Annotated in this window: 15 protein-coding genes; 10 read left to right on the top strand and 5 right to left on the bottom strand. The window is 63.9% G+C overall.

The window, feature by feature from the left end:
* Positions 1 to 101 precede the first annotated feature (101 nt).
* A complete protein-coding gene (gene rpsA / locus C7I87_RS18980; RefSeq protein WP_127275816.1) occupies positions 102 to 1,799 on the top strand; it encodes a 30S ribosomal protein S1 in 1,698 nt (565 codons plus the stop codon).
* A 78-nt stretch (positions 1,800 to 1,877) separates the two neighbouring features.
* Here rpsA and C7I87_RS18975 read toward each other — a convergent pair whose 3' ends face one another.
* The 4 genes from C7I87_RS18975 to C7I87_RS18960 all read right to left on the bottom strand — a co-directional run bounded on the left by C7I87_RS18975 (position 1,878) and on the right by C7I87_RS18960 (position 6,004).
* Positions 1,878 to 2,585: an SDR family NAD(P)-dependent oxidoreductase gene (locus tag C7I87_RS18975; RefSeq protein ID WP_149905639.1), complete on the bottom strand. Its 708-nt coding sequence runs from the start codon at positions 2,583 to 2,585 to the stop codon at positions 1,878 to 1,880.
* Between the two features lie 242 nt (positions 2,586 to 2,827).
* Complete coding sequence (locus tag C7I87_RS18970; RefSeq protein ID WP_149905638.1) at positions 2,828 to 4,408, bottom strand: 5-guanidino-2-oxopentanoate decarboxylase; 1,581 nt, start codon at positions 4,406 to 4,408, stop codon at positions 2,828 to 2,830.
* A gap of 82 nt (positions 4,409 to 4,490) precedes the next feature.
* Complete coding sequence (locus C7I87_RS18965) at positions 4,491 to 5,162, bottom strand: TetR family transcriptional regulator C-terminal domain-containing protein (protein WP_149905637.1); 672 nt, start codon at positions 5,160 to 5,162, stop codon at positions 4,491 to 4,493.
* Positions 5,132 to 6,004, bottom strand: a complete 873-nt coding sequence (locus tag C7I87_RS18960; protein WP_149905636.1) for a dimethylarginine dimethylaminohydrolase family protein — start codon at positions 6,002 to 6,004, stop codon at positions 5,132 to 5,134. The genes C7I87_RS18965 and C7I87_RS18960 overlap by 31 nt, the downstream gene beginning before the upstream one ends.
* A 212-nt stretch (positions 6,005 to 6,216) precedes the next feature.
* Between C7I87_RS18960 and C7I87_RS18955 the strand changes: the two genes are divergently transcribed.
* The 6 genes from C7I87_RS18955 to C7I87_RS18930 all read left to right on the top strand — a co-directional run bounded on the left by C7I87_RS18955 (position 6,217) and on the right by C7I87_RS18930 (position 12,040).
* Entirely contained in the window at positions 6,217 to 7,032 is an 816-nt protein-coding gene (locus C7I87_RS18955; RefSeq protein ID WP_149905635.1) for an ABC transporter ATP-binding protein, read from the top strand.
* Between the two features lie 56 nt (positions 7,033 to 7,088).
* On the top strand, positions 7,089 to 7,886 hold the full coding sequence (locus C7I87_RS18950; protein ID WP_149905634.1) for a transporter substrate-binding domain-containing protein: 798 nt from the start codon (positions 7,089 to 7,091) through the stop codon (positions 7,884 to 7,886).
* Between the two features lie 205 nt (positions 7,887 to 8,091).
* A complete protein-coding gene (locus tag C7I87_RS18945) occupies positions 8,092 to 8,757 on the top strand; it encodes an ABC transporter permease (RefSeq protein ID WP_149905633.1) in 666 nt (221 codons plus the stop codon).
* Positions 8,757 to 9,566 carry an ABC transporter permease gene (locus C7I87_RS18940; protein WP_149905632.1) on the top strand — a complete coding sequence of 270 codons (810 nt, stop codon included), beginning with the start codon at positions 8,757 to 8,759 and terminating at the stop codon, positions 9,564 to 9,566. The genes C7I87_RS18945 and C7I87_RS18940 overlap by 1 nt, the downstream gene beginning before the upstream one ends.
* Before the next feature lie 88 nt (positions 9,567 to 9,654).
* Positions 9,655 to 10,656, top strand: coding sequence for an Ldh family oxidoreductase (locus C7I87_RS18935; protein ID WP_188393896.1), 1,002 nt, complete (start codon positions 9,655 to 9,657; stop codon positions 10,654 to 10,656).
* Positions 10,657 to 11,062: 406 nt separating this feature from the next.
* The gene (locus C7I87_RS18930) at positions 11,063 to 12,040 is read left to right on the top strand and encodes a complex I NDUFA9 subunit family protein (RefSeq protein ID WP_149905630.1); all 978 of its coding nucleotides are present in this window, start codon (positions 11,063 to 11,065) and stop codon (positions 12,038 to 12,040) included.
* Between the two features lie 19 nt (positions 12,041 to 12,059).
* Here the strand turns inward: C7I87_RS18930 and C7I87_RS18925 are convergent, their stop codons facing one another.
* Positions 12,060 to 13,433 (bottom strand): cytochrome P450, encoded by a 1,374-nt coding sequence (locus tag C7I87_RS18925; RefSeq protein WP_149905629.1) that lies wholly within the window; start codon positions 13,431 to 13,433, stop codon positions 12,060 to 12,062.
* A gap of 211 nt (positions 13,434 to 13,644) precedes the next feature.
* Here C7I87_RS18925 and C7I87_RS18920 point away from each other — a divergent pair, with 211 nt between their 5' ends.
* From C7I87_RS18920 to C7I87_RS18910, 3 genes are all read left to right on the top strand, one after another.
* On the top strand, positions 13,645 to 14,214 hold the full coding sequence (locus tag C7I87_RS18920; protein WP_149905771.1) for an NADPH-dependent FMN reductase: 570 nt from the start codon (positions 13,645 to 13,647) through the stop codon (positions 14,212 to 14,214).
* Between the two features lie 314 nt (positions 14,215 to 14,528).
* Positions 14,529 to 17,000 carry a DNA topoisomerase (ATP-hydrolyzing) subunit B gene (gene gyrB, locus C7I87_RS18915; RefSeq protein WP_149905628.1) on the top strand — a complete coding sequence of 824 codons (2,472 nt, stop codon included), beginning with the start codon at positions 14,529 to 14,531 and terminating at the stop codon, positions 16,998 to 17,000.
* A 228-nt stretch (positions 17,001 to 17,228) separates the two neighbouring features.
* A complete protein-coding gene (locus C7I87_RS18910; protein WP_149905627.1) occupies positions 17,229 to 18,146 on the top strand; it encodes a hypothetical protein in 918 nt (305 codons plus the stop codon).
* Positions 18,147 to 18,164 lie beyond the last annotated feature (18 nt).

The raw sequence follows: 18,164 nt of genomic DNA, 5'->3' as shown, positions 1-18,164 counted from the left end.
AAGCGGCCCAGGGCTTTTTAGCCCGGAACGCCGGCAGGCCAACGCAACGCTAACCCACGGCGCCCGTCCCGCTCGAAATGCGGGGCACTCCAGGAGAAACAATGTCAGCTGCAAATCCCACTCGCGATGATTTCGCGAGCCTGCTCGAAGAATCATTCACCACCGGCCACTCCGGCGAAGGTCAGGTCGTCAAGGGCACGATCACCGCCATCGAAAAGGACATGGCCATCATCGACGTCGGCCTCAAGGTCGAAGGCCGCGTGCCGCTGAAGGAATTCGGCGTCAAGGGCAAGGACACCACCCTCAAAGTCGGTGACACCGTCGAAGTCTATGTCGAGCGCATCGAGAACGCGCTTGGCGAAGCGATGCTTTCCCGTGAGAAGGCCCGCCGCGAAGAGAGCTGGGTCCGTCTCGAAGAGAAGTTCACCAAGGGTGAGCGCGTCGAAGGCGTCATCTTCAACCAGGTCAAGGGCGGCTTCACCGTCGACCTCGACGGCGCCGTGGCCTTCCTGCCGCGCAGCCAGGTCGATATCCGCCCGATCCGCGACGTTTCCCCGCTGATGCACAACCCGCAGCCCTTCGAGATCCTCAAGATGGATCGCCGCCGCGGCAACATCGTGGTGTCGCGCCGCACCGTGCTCGAAGAGAGCCGCGCCGAACAGCGTTCGGAAATCGTGCAGAACCTCGAAGAAGGCCAGGTGGTCGAGGGCGTCGTCAAGAACATCACCGATTATGGTGCGTTCGTCGACCTCGGCGGCATCGACGGCCTGCTGCATGTCACCGACATGGCATGGCGCCGCGTCAACCATCCGACCGAAATCCTCAACATCGGTCAGACGGTCAAGGTGCAGATCATCCGCATCAACCAGGAAACCCACCGCATCTCGCTCGGCATGAAGCAGCTCGAGAGCGATCCGTGGTCCGAGATCGGCACCAAGTTCCCGATCGGCAAGAAGATCAAGGGCACCGTCACCAACATTACCGACTACGGCGCGTTCGTCGAGCTGGAGCCGGGCATCGAGGGTCTCATTCACGTTTCGGAAATGTCGTGGACGAAGAAGAACGTGCACCCCGGCAAGATCCTGTCGACGACGCAGGAAGTCGACGTGGTGGTGCTCGAGGTCGATCCGGCCAAGCGCCGCATCTCGCTCGGCCTCAAGCAGACGCTCGAGAATCCGTGGCAGGCTTTCGCCTCGAGCCATCCGGTCGGCAGCCAGGTCGAGGGCGAGGTCAAGAACAAGACCGAGTTCGGCCTGTTCATCGGCCTCGAAGGCGACGTGGACGGCATGGTCCACCTGTCCGACCTCGACTGGACCCGTCCGGGCGAGCAAGTCATCGAAGAGTACAATCGCGGCGACATGGTCAAGGCGCAGGTGCTCGACGTCGACATCGACAAGGAGCGCATCTCGCTCGGCATCAAGCAGCTGGCCAAGGACACGGTCGGCGAAGCCGCGACTTCGGGCGAACTGCGCAAGAACGCGGTCGTCACCTGCGAAGTCATCGGCGTCAAGGATGGCGGTCTGGAAGTGCGGCTGGTCGACAGCGGTATCGAGACCTTCATCAAGCGTTCCGACCTCAGCCGTGATCGCGACGAGCAGCGCCCCGAGCGCTTCACCGTCGGCCAGAAGGTCGACGCCCGCGTCATCGCCTTCGACAAGAAGACCCGCAAGCTGCAGGTCTCGATCAAGGCGCTGGAAATCGCCGAGGAGAAGGAAGCGGTCGCCCAGTACGGCTCGACCGACTCCGGCGCTTCGCTGGGCGACATCCTGGGTGCCGCGCTGAAGAAGCAGGGCAACTAAGCCCCTCGGACAGCTCAAAACAAAACCCCGCCGGATCGCTCCGGCGGGGTTTTTCGTTTGGCGAATGCTCTTGAAAGTTCAGGCCCGGCCGTAAAGCGGCACCAGGGTTCCGCTCATCGCCTGGTTGGCGGGCGAGGCCAGATAAGCAATTGCTTCGGCCGCGGCTTCAAGGCTGACCCATTTGGTGAAGTCGGCATCCGGCATGTCGGCGCGGTTTGCCGGCGTGTCGAGCGTCGAGGGGGCCACGGCGTTGACCAGGATTCCATTGGCCTTGAGCTCTTCCGCCATTGCCACCGTCATGGCCGCGACCGCCGCCTTGCTGGCGGTGTAGGCGACCATGCCGGCGCCGCGCCTGGGGTCGAGCCCGGCGCGCGCGGTGACATTGACGATACGGCCGGCGGTGCCTGTCGTCAGCATCGAGCGGATAGCCGCACGGCTGCACAGGAAGGTGGTGCGGGCGTTGGTGTCCATCATCTCGGCAAAGGATGCCGATTCGATCTTTTCAACCGGTGCCATGGCAAAGCCGCCCGCCAGATGGATCGATCCCCACAAGGCAGGAACCTGGGAATAGAAGGCTTCGACCTTGGCCGAGTCCGACAGGTCGACATTGTGCGCCAGCTTGACATTGTCGTGCGTGGTGAAGGGAAAGTGCTGAGGTGTCGCGGCGTGCGCGTTCGGCACATGGCAGATCGCGCCCTGCTCCAGCAGTCTGCCGACCACCGCCCCACCGAGCGCGCCGGTTCCACCGGTCACAACGATATGCCTGCCTTCAAGTGCTTCCGTCATCCTGGACCGCTCCTGTCATTTTTATGACTTTTGTCGTTTGTTTGCCGCGCCGACGCGAAGCGTCGCGCCTTTCAGTCGTTCACTCAACCGATATCTCGACATGGCAGCCGTCACGTCTTTGCATGCGTCAGGACACCGTCGAATGGCGAAGCCGCCCGGAAGCGGCTCATGCCTTGCAAGAATCAAGCCGGCGAACGGAATGATCCACTTCCGATTTGGAAACCAAGGCAGGCCTGGATGGTTCAAACGACGGTGATTTCGATGACGCGCGGCAGTCCCGTTGCCCGGGCGCGCTTCAGCGCCTGCGGCAAGGCGTCGATGTCAGGCAACCTTTCGGCGCCAATGCCATAGGCTTCGGCCAGCTTGCAGAAATCCGGCGGCGCCGGCGACACGCCGACAGGTTCCACGCCGACATCGAGCATCGAGGTCTCGATCTCGCGATAGCCCCTGTTGTTCCAGACGACGAAGATGACAGGCGCGTCCGAATCCAGCGCTACAGCTATCTCCGGCAAGGTGAACTGGAAGCCGCCGTCGCCGGTCAGGCAGATAACCGGCGCATCGGGCATGGCGAGTGCCGCGCCGATCGCCGCCGGAGGGCCGTAGCCCAGCGCGCCGAAGCCGGTCGCTGCGTTGAACCAGCCGCCAGGCCGGTCGTGGTCGTAATAGAGGTTGGCGGCGTAGATCGGCTGGGTCGAGTCACCGACGATGATGGCTCCGGGCAAAGCATCGCGGATCATTTCCACCGCATGCACCTGTGACGTATAGGCGGGGCTCAACTCGGCAAAGGCGGCCTTTCGCCCTGCTGCGGCGCGGCCGGGGCCGTCTTCACCGGCGCTGTGGACAGGATCGATCGCCGCAAGCAGGGCTTCGATCGCCTCGGCGCAATCGGCCTGGATGGCGACCGTCACCGGGCGCCGTGCAAGCTGGTCGGCGCCGATGTCGATACGGATCAGGTTCGAAGGCAGCACAAAGCCGCCATCGCCATAGCCGTCATAGTCGGTCGGGCCGAATTCGGTGCCGGCGGCGATCACCAGATCAGCCTCGGCCATCAGCGCGCGAACCGCCTTCAGGCTCGGGCTTGCCGGTACGCAAAGCGGATGGCGATGCAGCAGGCCGCGTGCATTGGTCGTCTCGACGACCGGCGCGCCGAGCCTTTCGGCGAGGCGCCGCAGCGGGGCTTCGGCCTTCCTGGCGCCGCCACCGGCAAGGATCAACGGACGGCGCGCGGCGGCGATGAGCTTGGCCGCGCTCGCAATTGCGGCACCATCCGGCACCGGAGGCCCCGCATTGCTGAGCAGGGCGGCGATACCGTCCGCCGGCTTGACCATGACATCGGTCGGGATCTCGATATGCACCGGGCCGGGCCGCGAAGAGGAAAACAGGGCGAAAGCCTGCGCCAGCGCACCGGGCAATTCGCTGGCTCCGGTCACCCGCAAGGACAACAGCGCCACTTTCTCCATCATGCCGCGCTGATCGGGTAACTCATGCAGGAAGCCGAGCCCCTTGCCGAGCGTGTCGGTGGCGTTGACGCCAGAAATCACCAGCATCGGCACTGAATCGGCGCGCGCCTGGCCCATGGCGGTGATGGTGTTGGTCAGCCCCGGCCCGGTGATGACGAAGGCGACGCCCGGCCTGCCGCTGGCGCGGGCATAGCCGTCGGCCATGAACCCTGCGCCCTGTTCGTGGCGCGGCGTGACATGGCGGATCTTCGACCTCGCCAGGCCGCGATAGAGCTCGACCGTGTGGACGCCGGGTATGCCGAAGACGGTGTCGACGCCGTGGGCCTCGAGTAGCGAAATCAACGCTTCGCCGATGGTGGTCATTGGTTTTCTCCCCTCTATCTCTTTGTTTCTTACGCAATTCCCAAGGGAAAGCGCTACGCGCTTTTCCCGGGAAAACCGCTTCTCACTTTTCCTGGAATTGCTCTAGCGGCGCGAGGCCGAGCTCGGCCTCGACAGCCTTGATGCCAATCGCCGCCAATTCGCCGGACGAGAACATCTCGCCGGCCAGGCAGCCTTCGACCCAGAGCCCGTCGATGATCGCATTGATCGCGATGGCATGGTGGCGCAGCGCGCCTGCGTCGGGCTTGTGCTGTTCGGCGGCGAGCACTTCGGCCACAACCGCTTCCACCTCGTTGCGAAAGCCAAGGTAGCCTTCGCGGTGGGCACGGGCCAGGGCAGGATCCGCACTGGCGCGGCCGATGAAGGTTGCCCAGAGCGAAAACACCCGCGCGTCGATGATCGGCGCGTTGAGATTGGCGGTGACGAAAGCCGCAAGGCGCTGGCGCGGCGAGGCGTCATCCATGACCAATGCCGCTTTCGCCTGCTCGGTCATGCGGCCGACCAGCGCCGTATAGGCTTCCTGCAGCAATTCTTCCTTGCCCGGGAAATAATGCCGGATGAGCCCGGCGGTGACGCCGGCACGCAATGCGATGGTGCGCAGACTAGCGCCTTGCAGGCCATGTTCCGCGACGCTGTCCAGCGTCGCCTCGATCAGGTCCTGCCGCCGCCGCCCCTCGCCCTCGCGACGGAACTTGCGGCGCGCATTCATTGGCGCAGGATCGGTCGCGTCAGGCATGTCGGCCCGCCTTCGCAGGCGATGCAGAGCGCATCCGCCTCGAAGATTTCAACCGTGCAGCCGGCGGCTTCCATCGCGGCCTTGGTCCTGGGAAAGCCCGCGACGGCAATGACCTTGAGCGGGCTGGTCGGCAGCACGTTCAGGCTGAGGCCGTTGGAAGCGGCGAACTCTTCGGCGTCGCCTTCGACCAGCCGGATGCCGCGCGCCTTCAGCGTCTGATAGAACGGCGCCGGTAAAAGCGGCGAATAGACCAGCGCCACGTCGTCGGCCAGCGGGCTGATCACCGACATCAGATGCAGGCACGCCTCTTCACCTTGCCACAGAGGCAGATCAAAGCCGTAGACGGAAATGCCGAGCGGCGTCAGCAGGTTTGAAACCTGCTGGATGCCTTCCTGGTTGGAGCGGACACCGCGCCCGATCGCCAGCGTGCGGGCATCCACCCACACACAGTCACCACCTTCGACCTGGCCAGGAGCCTCTACGCGGCCAAGGATCGGAATGCCCAGCCTTCTGTAGGTTTCCTCATGCAGCGAAGGCTCCCCGGCGCGCAACGGCTTACCCATGGATAGGATCAGCGCGCCGCGATCGGTCATCAGCGAGGGGTCGTGGGTGAACACCGAATCCGAAAGTCCGTCGGCCTTGTCCTCGATCCATTCGATCTCAGCGCCGGAAGCCGCCACCAGTTCGGCAAGGGCCGCGTGCTGCAAGGCAGCTTTCGCCGGGTCGAATCCCGGGCCATAGTGCCAGGCAAGCCTGTCGGCGTCGCGCATGGCGTTGGCCGCCGACCGCATCAGCACGCGCCGCAGCGGCGCCGCCATGGACTGTGATCCGAAAGCGCTCATCAATGCCCTTTTAAGCTGAAAAAAATCGAGAAAATTTCATGAGAGGCTATTTATACACTTGCACAACAAGGCCGCAAGTGCCGTAATGAGCGGGATTGACGGGCTCGCTCTGTTGGGTCCATGCTTGAAGTCTGGAGCGGGGCAGTGCACCGTATGTTGATTAGCCGGATAGACGTTCGACGAACTGCCGTCGGTCCTATGGAGGTCATTTGGTGAGCGCTGTGGTAGCTGCCAAAGTCCCATCCGGCGAGGCGCAGGACGGCGCCGCAGAAGCCATCCATGTCGAGAACCTGCACAAGAAATTCGGTCAACTGCATGTGCTGAAGGGCGTATCGCTGTCGGCGCGCGACGGCGAGGTCATCGCCATCATCGGCGGCTCGGGCTCGGGCAAATCAACGCTGCTGCGCTGCATCAACTGCCTGGAAAACCCGACCAGCGGCATCATCCGGGTCAATGGCGAGGAGATCAAGCTCAAGGCGGACAGCCACGGCCACACCATTCCGGCCGATCGCAGGCAGATCGAACGCATCCGCTCCAAGCTCGGCATGGTGTTCCAGAACTTCAACCTGTGGAGCCATATGACGCTGATCGAAAACGTCATCGAGGTTCCCGTGCACGTGCTGGGCGTCAAGCGCGACGAGGCTGTCGCCCAGGCCGAAAAGCTGCTGGCGCGCGTCGGGCTCGCCGAGAAGCGCGATGTCTATCCGGCCTATCTCTCCGGTGGGCAGCAGCAGCGCGCCGCGATCGCTCGCGCGCTCGCCATCAATCCGCGCGTCATGCTGTTCGACGAACCGACCTCGGCCCTCGATCCCGAACTGGTCGGCGAAGTGCTGAAAGTGATCGGCGATCTGGCACGCGAAGGCCGCACCATGGTGCTGGTGACCCACGAAATGAAATTCGCCCGCGAGGTCGCGACCCACGTCGTCTACCTCTGCAACGGGCTGGTCGAGGAGGAGGGCCCACCGGAGCAAATCTTCGGCGCGCCCAAATCTGAAAGGCTCAAGCAGTTCATCCGCAACATCGGCTAGGGACAGGCCGGGACGGACGAAAACCGGGAACCAACAACAAACTGGGAGTTCTGAAAATGAAGACTGTTCTGAAGACATTCGCCGCTGCGCTGCTGCTCGGTGTCGCCGCCATGGGCGTGGCCAAGGCCGATCCGGTCAAGATCGGCGTTGCCGCCGAACCCTACGCACCCTTCACCTCGCCCGACGCTTCGGGCAAATGGGTCGGCTGGGAGATCGACTTCATCGACGCCGTGTGCGCCGAGGAAAAGCTCGACTGCGTCATCACCCCTGTCGCCTGGGATGGCATCATCCCGGCGCTGACCACCAAGAAGATCGACCTCATCGTCTCGTCGATGTCGATCACCGACGAACGCAAGAAGACCATCGACTTCTCTGACAAGTACTACAACACGCCGACCGCGATCATCGGACCGAAGGACCAGAAGTTCGGCGCCACGCCGGAGGACCTCAAGGGCAAGGTCGTCGGCGTCCAGGTGTCGACCGTGCATGCCGTCTACGCCAAGAAGCACTTCGGGCCCACGGCATCCGAGATCAAGGAATACCAGACGCAGGACGAAGCCAACAACGACCTCGCCGCCGGCCGCCTCGACGCGGTTCAGGCCGATTCCATCGCGCTCAAGGAGTTCCTCAAGACGGACCAGGGCAAGGCCTGCTGCGATCTCAAGGGCATGGTGGCCCCTGACGACGAAGTGCTTGGACCGGGCGTCGGCGCTGGCGTGCGCAAGGAAGACACCGCTCTGAAAGAGAAGATCAACGCCGGAATCAAGGCGATCCGCGCCAACGGCAAATATGACGAGATCTCGAAGAAATACTTCGATTTCGACATTTACGGCGGCGCCCCGCAGTCGAACTGACGACCCTCGCATGGGCTGAAGGACAGGGCGCTGACGCTCTGTCCTTCAGCTTACCCTTCCCACGCATGCTTGCCGCCGGCCGCTGACGCCGGCGGATAGAGCCAGCACATCGGGGCCGAAGCTGATCGACACCTTACTTCCGGCCTCGGCGGCCGGCATTATCGAACTTCTCTCGCCGGCGCCCGTCGGCTGGGGTGGGACGCTTTTGCTTGGACTCCTGCATTCGCTCGAGATTGCCGTCGGCGCCACGATCCTCGGCCTGCTGATTGGAACCTGGGGTGCCTATAGCAAGCTTTACGGCGGACCCGTGGTGCGCGACCTGTTCGCGGTCTACACCACCGTGGTGCGCGCCGTGCCGGAACTGGTGCTGATCCTGCTGCTCTACTATGCCGGCACCGATCTGATAAACCAGGTGCTGGCCGCGATGGGTTACCAGCGTGTCGATATTAGCGGGCTGGTGGCCGGCATTGCCGTGCTCGGCTTCGTCCAGGGGGCCTATTCGACGGAAGTCATCCGCGGCGCGATCCTAGCCATTCCGCAGGGCCAGATCGAAGCCGCCCGTGCCTTCGGCATGTCTCCCGGCCTTCTGTTGCGGCGCATCACGCTGCCGGCGATGCTGCCCTTCGCCATTCCAGGCCTCGCCAATCTGTGGCTGATCGCCACCAAGGACACCGCGCTGCTGGCCGTCGTCGGCTTCTTCGAACTGACGCTGGCGACACGGCAAGCGGCGGGCGTCACCAAGGCCTATCTGGTTTTCTTCCTCGCCGCCGGCGTGCTCTATCTCTGCGTGACGCTGATTTCGAACTTCCTGCTTGGCCGCGCCGAGAAATGGGCGCGGCGCGGCATGCCTTCGATCAAGGAGGCACGCTGATGGCCAATGAAGCAGCCATCATCAACACGGCGGCGCGGGCTTCGCTCTGGCTGCAGCCGCATCGCATCGTGCTGATCCTCATCGCGTTCGGGTTGGTGGCGTCGGCGGCCTACTTCATGCGCTGGGACTGGCTGCCGCAATATTGGAAAATGGGCCTGGTGGGCATCTGGCGTGCCCTGTGGATCCTGGCCGTCACCTGCACGCTCGGCTTCATGATCGCCGTGCCGGTCGGGCTGGCGCAGGCGGCCGGCTCGATCTGGGTCGCGGCACCGGCGAAAGTCTTCTGCACCATCATCCGCGGCACGCCGCTGCTTCTGCAGCTATGGCTGCTCTATTACGGGCTGGGTTCGCTGTTCCCGCAATATCCATGGATCCGCGAATCGTGGATGTGGCCCTATCTCAGGCAGGCTTGGCCGTACGGCGTGCTGGCGCTGACCTTGTCCTTCGCCGGCTACGAGGGCGAAGTGATGCGCGGCGCCTTTGCCGGCGTGCCCAAGGGGCAGTTGGAAGCCGCCCGCGCCTTCGGCATGAGCCGCTGGAAGATCTTCCGGCGCATCTGGCTGCCCCAGGCCTTCTACCGGGCGCTGCCGACGCTGACCGGCGAGACCGTGCTGCAACTGAAATCGACGCCGCTGGTGGCGACCATCAGCGTGATCGACATCTTCGCCGTCTCTTCCAAGGTGCGGCAGGACACCTACCTCACCTACGAGCCCTTGCTGCTCCTGGCGTTGATCTATATGGCGATCACCGGGATTCTGGTCTTCGCCTTCAGCCGGATCGAGGCGCGGATTCCGGTCAAGATCGGGTAAGCGACTAGTGAATAGGAAGTAGTGGGCTGCTTGCCGATTTTACCCTACTGACTACTCCCTACTTCCTACTCACTCAGGAGCAGCCCTGATGCAACTCAGTCTCGACCAGGCAAGAGGACTGTGCCGGATGGCGGCACTTGGCGCCGGCGCCAATGAGGAAGCGGCGCAGTCGCTCACCGCCTCTATCATCGCCGCCGAGGCGGAGGGACTTGCAGCCGTCGGGCTGTCGCATTTCATCGACTACCTCGAAGCGCTCGAGGCCGGGCGTATCGACGGGAATGCCGATCCGGTGATCACCCGGCCGGCGCTGGCCATCTATCTCTCGGACGCACGCGGTGGGCTGGCGCATACTGGCTTCGACCGCACCATCGACGACCTCGCCAAGGCGGCAAGACTGTTCGGCGTCGCCATCTTCTCGCAGAAAAACGCCTATACCTGCGGGGCGCTGGGTTATTTCACCGGCCGGCTGGCCGCGCAGGGACTGGTGTCCTTCGCCGCCACCAACGGACCGGCCGTCCTGGCCGGCTCGGGCTCGGTGAAGCCGGTCTATTGCACCAATCCGATGTCGTTCGCCGCGCCCGCCGCCGACGGCGCGCCGCTGGTCATCGACCAGTCGTCGAGCGCCACCGCCTTCGTCAATATCCGCAAGGCGGCGGAAGACGGCAAGAAGATCCCCGAAGGCTGGGCGCTGGACGCCAGCGGCAATTCGACGACCGACCCGGCCGCCGCCATGAAGGGCGCGATGCTTGCCTTTGGCGGCCAGCGCGGCGCCAACATCGCGCTGATGGTCGAGGTGCTGGCGGCCGGCCTGTCAGGCGCCAACTGGTCGCTCGACGCGCCATGGTTCAGCGGCGGCCCGGACAGTCCGGGAACCGGCCTGTTCGTGCTTGCGGTCGAGCCCAAGCTGCTCGATCCGGATTTCGAACAGCGCATGAAAGACCAACTCGACCGGCTGCGCCGGCGTTATGGCGTGCATGTGCCCGGCCGCGCCCGGGCCGAAGCGGTCGAGAAGGCGCAAGCGCGCGGCATCACCGCGCCCAAGGCGGTGATCCAGCGCATCTCCGAATTCGCCGAGCGCTATTCGGCCTGAAGAGCTGAACGAAATTTTCCGCGCGCGGTGAACCTTCCCGCGCGTCCCGACGACCAATGGCTGTCCGGGTCGGGTTTGCCCGGTCGGTGTCTTCTGTCGGATGCGTCCAGGGCCGGAGGCGGGCGTACTTGCTTCACGCCACGCTGATACCGTCTCAGGTCAGGCCGCCTCGCTGGACCTTGGTTTCGACATGAGCTTCACCCGGGAAACCCCGCTTCGGCGGGGTTTCCTGCGTTCTTCGTCATTCGCGGCAGCAACCGGCATTGGGTCGACGCCGGCATCTGCAAAGCGTGCTGACACACCCGAAAGAAGGGTGACGCGACGACGCGCCACCCTTTGCCTTTGGTGCAAAACGGACTATGAAACGGCTCAACCAAGCCATCTGGAACGCGCGCCGGAGCCCGTCATGACCGAAATCCTGCAGACCCCGAAGCTCGTCGTCGTCTTTGGCGGGTCAGGCTTTGTCGGCCGTCATGTCGTGCGGGCGCTCGCCAAGCGCGGCTATCGCATCAGGGTCGCCTGCCGGCGGCCCGATCTTGCCGGCCATTTGCAGCCGCTCGGCAATGTCGGTCAGATCCAGCCGGTGCAGGCCAATGTGCGCGTGCGCTGGTCGGTCGACCGCGCCGTGCAAGGCGCCGACCATGTCGTCAATCTCGTCGCCATCCTGCATGAGAGCGGCCGGCAGAAGTTCTCCGCCGTGCACGAATTCGGTGCTCGCGCCATCGCCGAGGCCGCGCGCTCCGTCGGCGCCGGCCTCACCCATATTTCGGCGCTCGGCGCCGATCTGGCCTCCGAATCGGATTATGCGCGCACCAAGGCGCTGGGCGAGAAGGCTGCGCTGGAGACGATCGCCGATGCCGTGATCTTCCGGCCGTCGATCAATTTCGGGCCGGAAGACAGCTTCTTCAACCGCTTCGCCAATATGGCGCGTTATTCGCCGGTGCTGCCGCTCATCGGCGGCGGCCAGACCAAGTTCCAGCCGGTCTATGTCGGCGACGTCGCCGAAGCTGTTGCGCGCTCGGTCGACGGCAAGGTCGAGGGCGGCCAGGTCTACGAGCTTGGCGGCCCCAACGTGCTGACCTTCAAGGAGTGCATGCAGGAGATGCTCACCGTGATCGAGCGCAAGCGCCTGCTGGTCCCGGTGCCGTGGTGGGTGGCAAACATCCAGGCCTCGATCCTCGGCCTGTTGCCCAATCCGCTGCTGACCAAGGACCAGGTGATGCAGTTGCGCGAGCACAACATCGTTTCGGGCGAAGCCGCCAAGGCCAACCGGACCCTGGCGGGGCTCGGCATCCAGCCGCAATCGATCGCGACGATCCTGCCCAGCTATCTCTGGCGTTTCCGCGCCGCCGGCCAGTTCCAGCAGCGCAAGCCCGCGGTATAATTTCCAGAGGTGTCGGTCCTCAATGACGGCGAGGCGTGATCCGCATCGGCAGCCCGCCTTGCGGCTGCGTGGTCAATTTCTGCACCGGCCAGGGTTTTGTTTCAGCGGTCGTGTCGAAGCGGAAGCGTGACAAAAGGATGGCGAGCGCGATGATCGCCTCCTGCATGGCGAAGCTGGCGCCGATACAGACGCGCGGGCCTGCGCCGAAGGGCAGATACTGGAAGCGGTCGATCTTTTCACGGTTTCCCGGATGGAAGCGTTCGGGCAGGAAGGCGTCGGGCCGATCCCATAGCTTCCTGTGGCGGTGGACAACCCACGGCATCACCAGCACGGCGGCGTGTTTGGGAATATAGAGATCCTTCCACATTTCGGGCTCGATCGGCTCGCGATTGATCGACGGCGCCGGCGGATAGAGCCTAAGCGCCTCGTCGAAGGCGGCGCGAGTGAGCGGCATGGCGTCGAGCCACTTCGTCGGATCGGCCTCGCGCGCCAGCACCTGGTCGATCTCCTGTTCGACGTGGTCGCGCTCCCAAGGCGATTCAGCCAGGCAATAAAGCGTCCAGCCGAGCGCGCGCGCCGTGGTCTCGTGGCCGGCGCCTATGAAGGTGATGATGTTGTCTTCGACTTCCGGGCGCGTCAGGCCGTCGGGACCTTCGGCCTTGAGCAGAAGCGTCAGGAAATCCTGCGGCACGGCATCGGGGTCGCGCCTGAATTTCTCTTCGCGCATCTTGACCGTGTCGGTCACGATCTTGCGGAAATAGGCCATGGTTTTGCGGCCGCGGATACGGGTCAGCCGCGGCAGCCAATCGGGCGCGCGCAACAGATCGAGCGGATCGACGCGGCCCATGGTCTCGAACAGACGGTCGATCTCGTTGGCGAAACTGCCCGGCTCGCCTGCAATCTCGCCGGAAAACAGCGTCTCGGCCAGGATGTCGTAGGTGAGCAGCGTCATGTCATGGGCGATGTCCGAAGTGCCGCCCGCCTCGTAACGGGTGACAAACTCCAGCGTGCGCCTCAGCATCGGCTGGGCAAAACCGAAGATGTGGCGCGGCGTGAACACCGGCGCCATCGCCTTGCGCGACCGCTTCCAGACCTCGCCCTCGGCGGTCAGTAGGCCATCGCGCAGGATCGGTCGCAGAATCTTCTGGCGCACCGTCGCCATCTTGTAGTTTTTGGCGTTGTCGACCAGCACATGGCGGATCAGGGCGGGATCATTGGCGATGACCAGCGGCCCACCAGCGCCCTTGGCCGAAATCCAGGGTTCGTTGTAGGTCGGCTCGCCCCAGAGTTCGAGCGGATTGCGATAGACGATGCGGATCATCTCCAGCGTCGAAGGCGGCGACGTGCGCGGCTTCGGGGCGGGGGGAACGAAGGGGGCGGGCTGAGTGTCCATGAAGTGCTCCGCTGCTCCCATCAATGTAGTGGCTGGCAGACCGGGCGTCTATGTGACCGAACGGCAGACCGAACCATCCCAGCCGGAACGCCAGGGCGGACAGTCTGTTCATCCGATCGTGACCCTTCCGTCAGGGGTTCAACCTTGTCCGCCGGAACGCTCTGCCGTAGTGACAGTCACCAACAGATACCGCCCGACAAAGGAGCCAGTCTTGAAGCACCAGTTGAACATCATCATCGGCAGCACGCGGCCCGGCCGCGCCGGCCCGGTTTTTGCCGAGTGGTTGGAGACGTTCGCGCGCGAACACGGAAAATTCGAGCCAGTGCTGACCGACATCGCCGCGTACAGTCTGCCGGTGCTGGACGAGCCGCATCATCCAAGGCTCGGCAACTATCAGAACGACCACACCAAGGCCTGGTCGAAGGCGATCGACGCCGCGGACGCCTTTGTCTTCGTGGCGCCGGAATACAATTATTTCGCGGCGCCCGCGATCGTCAACGCGATCGACTATCTCGCCCGCGAATGGAAATACAAGCCCGCCGCCATCTTCAGCTATGGCGGTGTCTCCGGCGGGCTGCGCGCGGCGCAGGCGCTGAAACCGCTGCTGACCTCGGTCGGGATTATGCCTATCCCGGAAGGCGTCGCGCTGCCGCTGTACCAGAAACTGCTCGACGAAAACGGCGCCTTCGATGCCAGCGAGCAGGTGCGGGGCGGGACCAAGACGATGCTGGACGAGTTGTTGCGCTGGAGCGAGGCGTTGAAACCGCTGCGCGCTGCCTGAGCGAGCCGGTTTTCGGCCCGGCTTGCCCGGCCCCGGCGGCGCTTTCCCAAGCGCTCGACATGACGCTGGAGCTTGGCCGGAGCGGGCGGGCTGCCGCCGCGCTAAAAGTCGGTGATCAAGTCTCTCAGGGACCGCCTGGCCAAGGTGAATAGAGCGCGGCGAGAGCCCTATGTGGACAGCCGGCTCAATCTCCCAGGAAATGCCTGCAAACCTTGGAAAAACCGCCTTTAGCGCCTATATCTAGTCGATATCAGAAGCGCGATTCGGGGCCGATTTTTCGCGCTGTAAAAACGGCATCTAGACAACAGGTTTTCATGAGCGACCAGACCGAGAACGCCAACGGCGCTGAAGCCGAATACGGCGCCGATTCCATCAAGGTTTTGAAAGGGTTGGATGCTGTCCGCAAGCGGCCGGGCATGTATATTGGTGACACCGATGACGGCTCGGGCCTGCATCACATGGTCTACGAGGTGGTCGACAACGCCATCGACGAGGCGCTGGCCGGCCATGCCGACCTGGTTTCGGTGACGCTCAATCCCGATGGCTCGGTGACGGTCATCGACAATGGCCGTGGCATTCCGACCGACATTCACCCCAGCGAGGGCATTTCGGCGGCCGAAGTGATCATGACGCAGCTGCATGCCGGCGGAAAGTTCGACCAGAATTCCTACAAGGTTTCTGGCGGCCTGCATGGTGTCGGCGTCTCGGTCGTCAACGCGCTGTCGGCCTGGCTGAAGCTCAAGATCCGCCGCAACGGCCAGATCTTCGAAATGAGCTTCACCCATGGCGATGCCGACGCGCCGCTGAAGGCGACCGGCAGCTACGAACAGGACAAGCGCCCAGGCACCAATGAAGGCCGCAGCGGCAGCGAGATCACCTTCTTTCCGTCCGCCGAGACCTTCACCATGGTCGAGTTCGATTTCGGCACGCTGGAGCACCGGCTGCGCGAGCTCGCCTTCCTGAATTCCGGCGTGCGCATCGTGCTGACAGACGCCCGTCATGCCGACGTCGTGAGGCATGAACTGCACTATGACGGAGGCCTGGAGGAGTTCGTCAAATATCTCGACCGCGTCAAGAAACCGCTGATCGAGAAGCCGATCGCCATCAGGGCCGAGCGCGACGGCATCACCGTCGAAGTGGCGATGTGGTGGAACGACAGCTACCACGAGAACGTGCTGGCCTTCACCAACAACATTCCGCAGCGCGACGGCGGCACACATCTGGCCGGTTTTCGCGGCGCGCTGACCCGCCAGATCACCGGCTATGGCGAATCCTCGGGCCTGACCAAGAAGGAAAAGGTCTCGCTGATCGGCGACGATTGTCGCGAGGGCCTGACGGCGGTGCTGTCGGTCAAGGTTCCCGATCCGAAATTCTCGTCGCAGACCAAGGACAAGCTGGTCTCGTCGGAAGTCCGCCCCGTGGTCGAGGGGCTGGTCAACGAAGCGCTCGGCACCTGGCTCGAAGAGCATCCGACCGAGGGCAAGGTGGTCGTCGACAAGGTGATCCAGGCCGCGGCGGCGCGCGAAGCCGCGCGCAAGGCACGCGACATCACCCGCAAGACCTCGCTCGGCGTCACCTCGCTGCCCGGCAAGCTGGCCGACTGCCAGGAACGCGACCCGGCGAAGTCCGAAATCTTCATCGTCGAGGGTGACTCGGCCGGTGGCTCCGCCAAGGGCGGCCGTTCGCGCCAGAACCAGGCGATCCTTCCCCTGCGCGGCAAGATCCTCAATGTCGAGCGGGCCCGCTTCGACCGCATGCTCTCGTCCGATATGATCGGCACACTGATCACCGCGCTCGGCACCTCGATCGGCAAGGACGAATTCAACGCCGACAAGCTGCGTTACCACAAGATCATCCTGATGACCGACGCCGACGTCGACGGAGCCCATATCAGGACCTTGCTGCTCACCTTCTTCTTCCGGCAGATGCCGGAGCTGATCGAGCGCGGCCATCTCTACATCGCCCAGCCGCCGCTCTACAAGGTGACGCGCGGCAAGAGCTCGCAATACATCAAGAATGAGAGCGCCTTCGAAGAGTTCTTGATCGATTCAGGGTTGGAGGAAGCGTCGCTTACGCTTGGCTCAGGCGAAGTGCGGACCGGACAAGATCTGCACGGCGCCGTGGCCGATGCGCTGGCTGTGCGCCAGCTCATCAACGGCTTGCACACGCGCTACAACCGCAACGTCGTCGAGCAGGCGGCGATCGCCGGCGGGCTCAATCCCGATGTCTTCACCGATCTTGGCCGCGCCAACGCGATGGCAGAGCGGATCGCGCAGCGCCTCGACATCATCGCCGAGGACACCGAGCGCGGCTGGACCGGCCGCATGTCGACCTCGAACGAGGGCATCGGCGGCTATGTCTTTGAACGCACCGTGCGCAGCGTCAAGGAATACGCCCATCTCGACATGGCGCTGATCAATTCCGCCGACGCACGCCAGCTCGACCGCTACGCGCAGCGCCTCAGCGAGGTCTACGGAACGCCGCCGGTGCTGCGCCGCAAGGAGGTGTCCGAAACCGTCTCTGGGCCGCTGGCGCTGCTCAACGCGGTCTTCGCCACCGGCCGCAAAGGGCTGACCATGCAGCGCTACAAGGGTCTCGGCGAGATGAATGCCGAGCAGCTCTGGGAGACCACGCTCGACCCGAATGTGCGCTCGCTGCTCCAGGTCAAGGTCAACGACGCGACCGATGCCGACAGCCTGTTCTCGCGGCTGATGGGCGACGAGGTGGAGCCTCGGCGCGAATTCATCCAGGACAACGCGCTGTCGGTCGCCAATCTGGATATTTGACCGACTGCCAAAATTGGCGTGTCGCGGCGCGCCAATTTGTTCCATTGTCGGCAAACAAAATCATTTCATAGTCCGCCGGAACGGAAGTCCCTGCGAGACATTGTGGCAGCATCGATCACAATTTCTCACAAGGAGACCTCCATGGGACGCGGCATTTTGCTTTGGTTGCTCGGCATTCCGATTCCGATCATCATCCTCATCATGCTGTTCGCACGATAGGGGGCGTCAATGCAGTCCACCATATCGGCTGTCGACGTATCTGCTTCCACTGAATCGTCCTCCACCGCCGTCAGCTGGGGACCGATCATTGCCGGGGCCTTCGCGGCCTCGACACTCACATTCATCCTCATGCTGCTCGGCTCGGGCCTTGGGCTCACCATGGTTTCGCCATGGTCGGGCTCGGGCGCGTCGATCACCACCTTCGCGGTGTCGACCGCCATCTGGCTGATCATCGTGCAGTGGCTGTCCTCCGGTGTCGGCGGCTATCTGGCAGGACGCCTGCGCACCAAATGGGTCGGCATCCACACCGACGAGGTCTATTTTCGCGACACTGCCCACGGCTTCCTCGCCTGGGCACTGGCTACCTTGCTGGTCGCCGGCGTACTTGGCTCAGCGCTCTCCGCCGCGATTGGTTCAGGTGTACAGGCCGTTTCCACCGTGGCCTCGGGAGCCGCCATGGGTGCGTCGGCCGGTGCCTCGGCCAATGCCAACAGCGCATCGACCGATACCGCCACCTCCTATCTGGTGGATTCGCTGTTCAGGCCGGCCGATCCGGCCAAGCTCGCGACTGCCAATCCGGCCGACGAAGCCGCTGCCGCCGGGCAGGCCTCGCGCATCCTGATCGCCGGTGCCGTCGCCGGCGAGGTCTCTGCGGAAGACAAGACCTATCTTGCGCAATTGGTCGCCGCGCGCACCGGGCTTTCCGAGGCTGATGCCAAGGCACGTGTCGACACCGTGCTGGCGAAGGCGCAGGACGCGAAGGTCAAGGCCAAGCAGGCGGCCGACACGGCAAGGAAGGCAAGCGCCACCTTCGCGCTTCTCGGTGCCCTGTCGCTGGTCATCGGCGCCTTTATCGCCAGTGCGGCCGCGGCGCTCGGCGGCAGGCAGCGCGATGAAGAGGAAGCGGTCTTCCTGACCAACGGTTGAAGGCAGCATCACGCCAAA

Source organism: Mesorhizobium sp. SARCC-RB16n (assembly GCF_008520305.1).
Taxonomy (GTDB): domain Bacteria; phylum Pseudomonadota; class Alphaproteobacteria; order Rhizobiales; family Rhizobiaceae; genus Mesorhizobium.
This window is presented reverse-complemented; position numbering and strand designations above follow the sequence as displayed.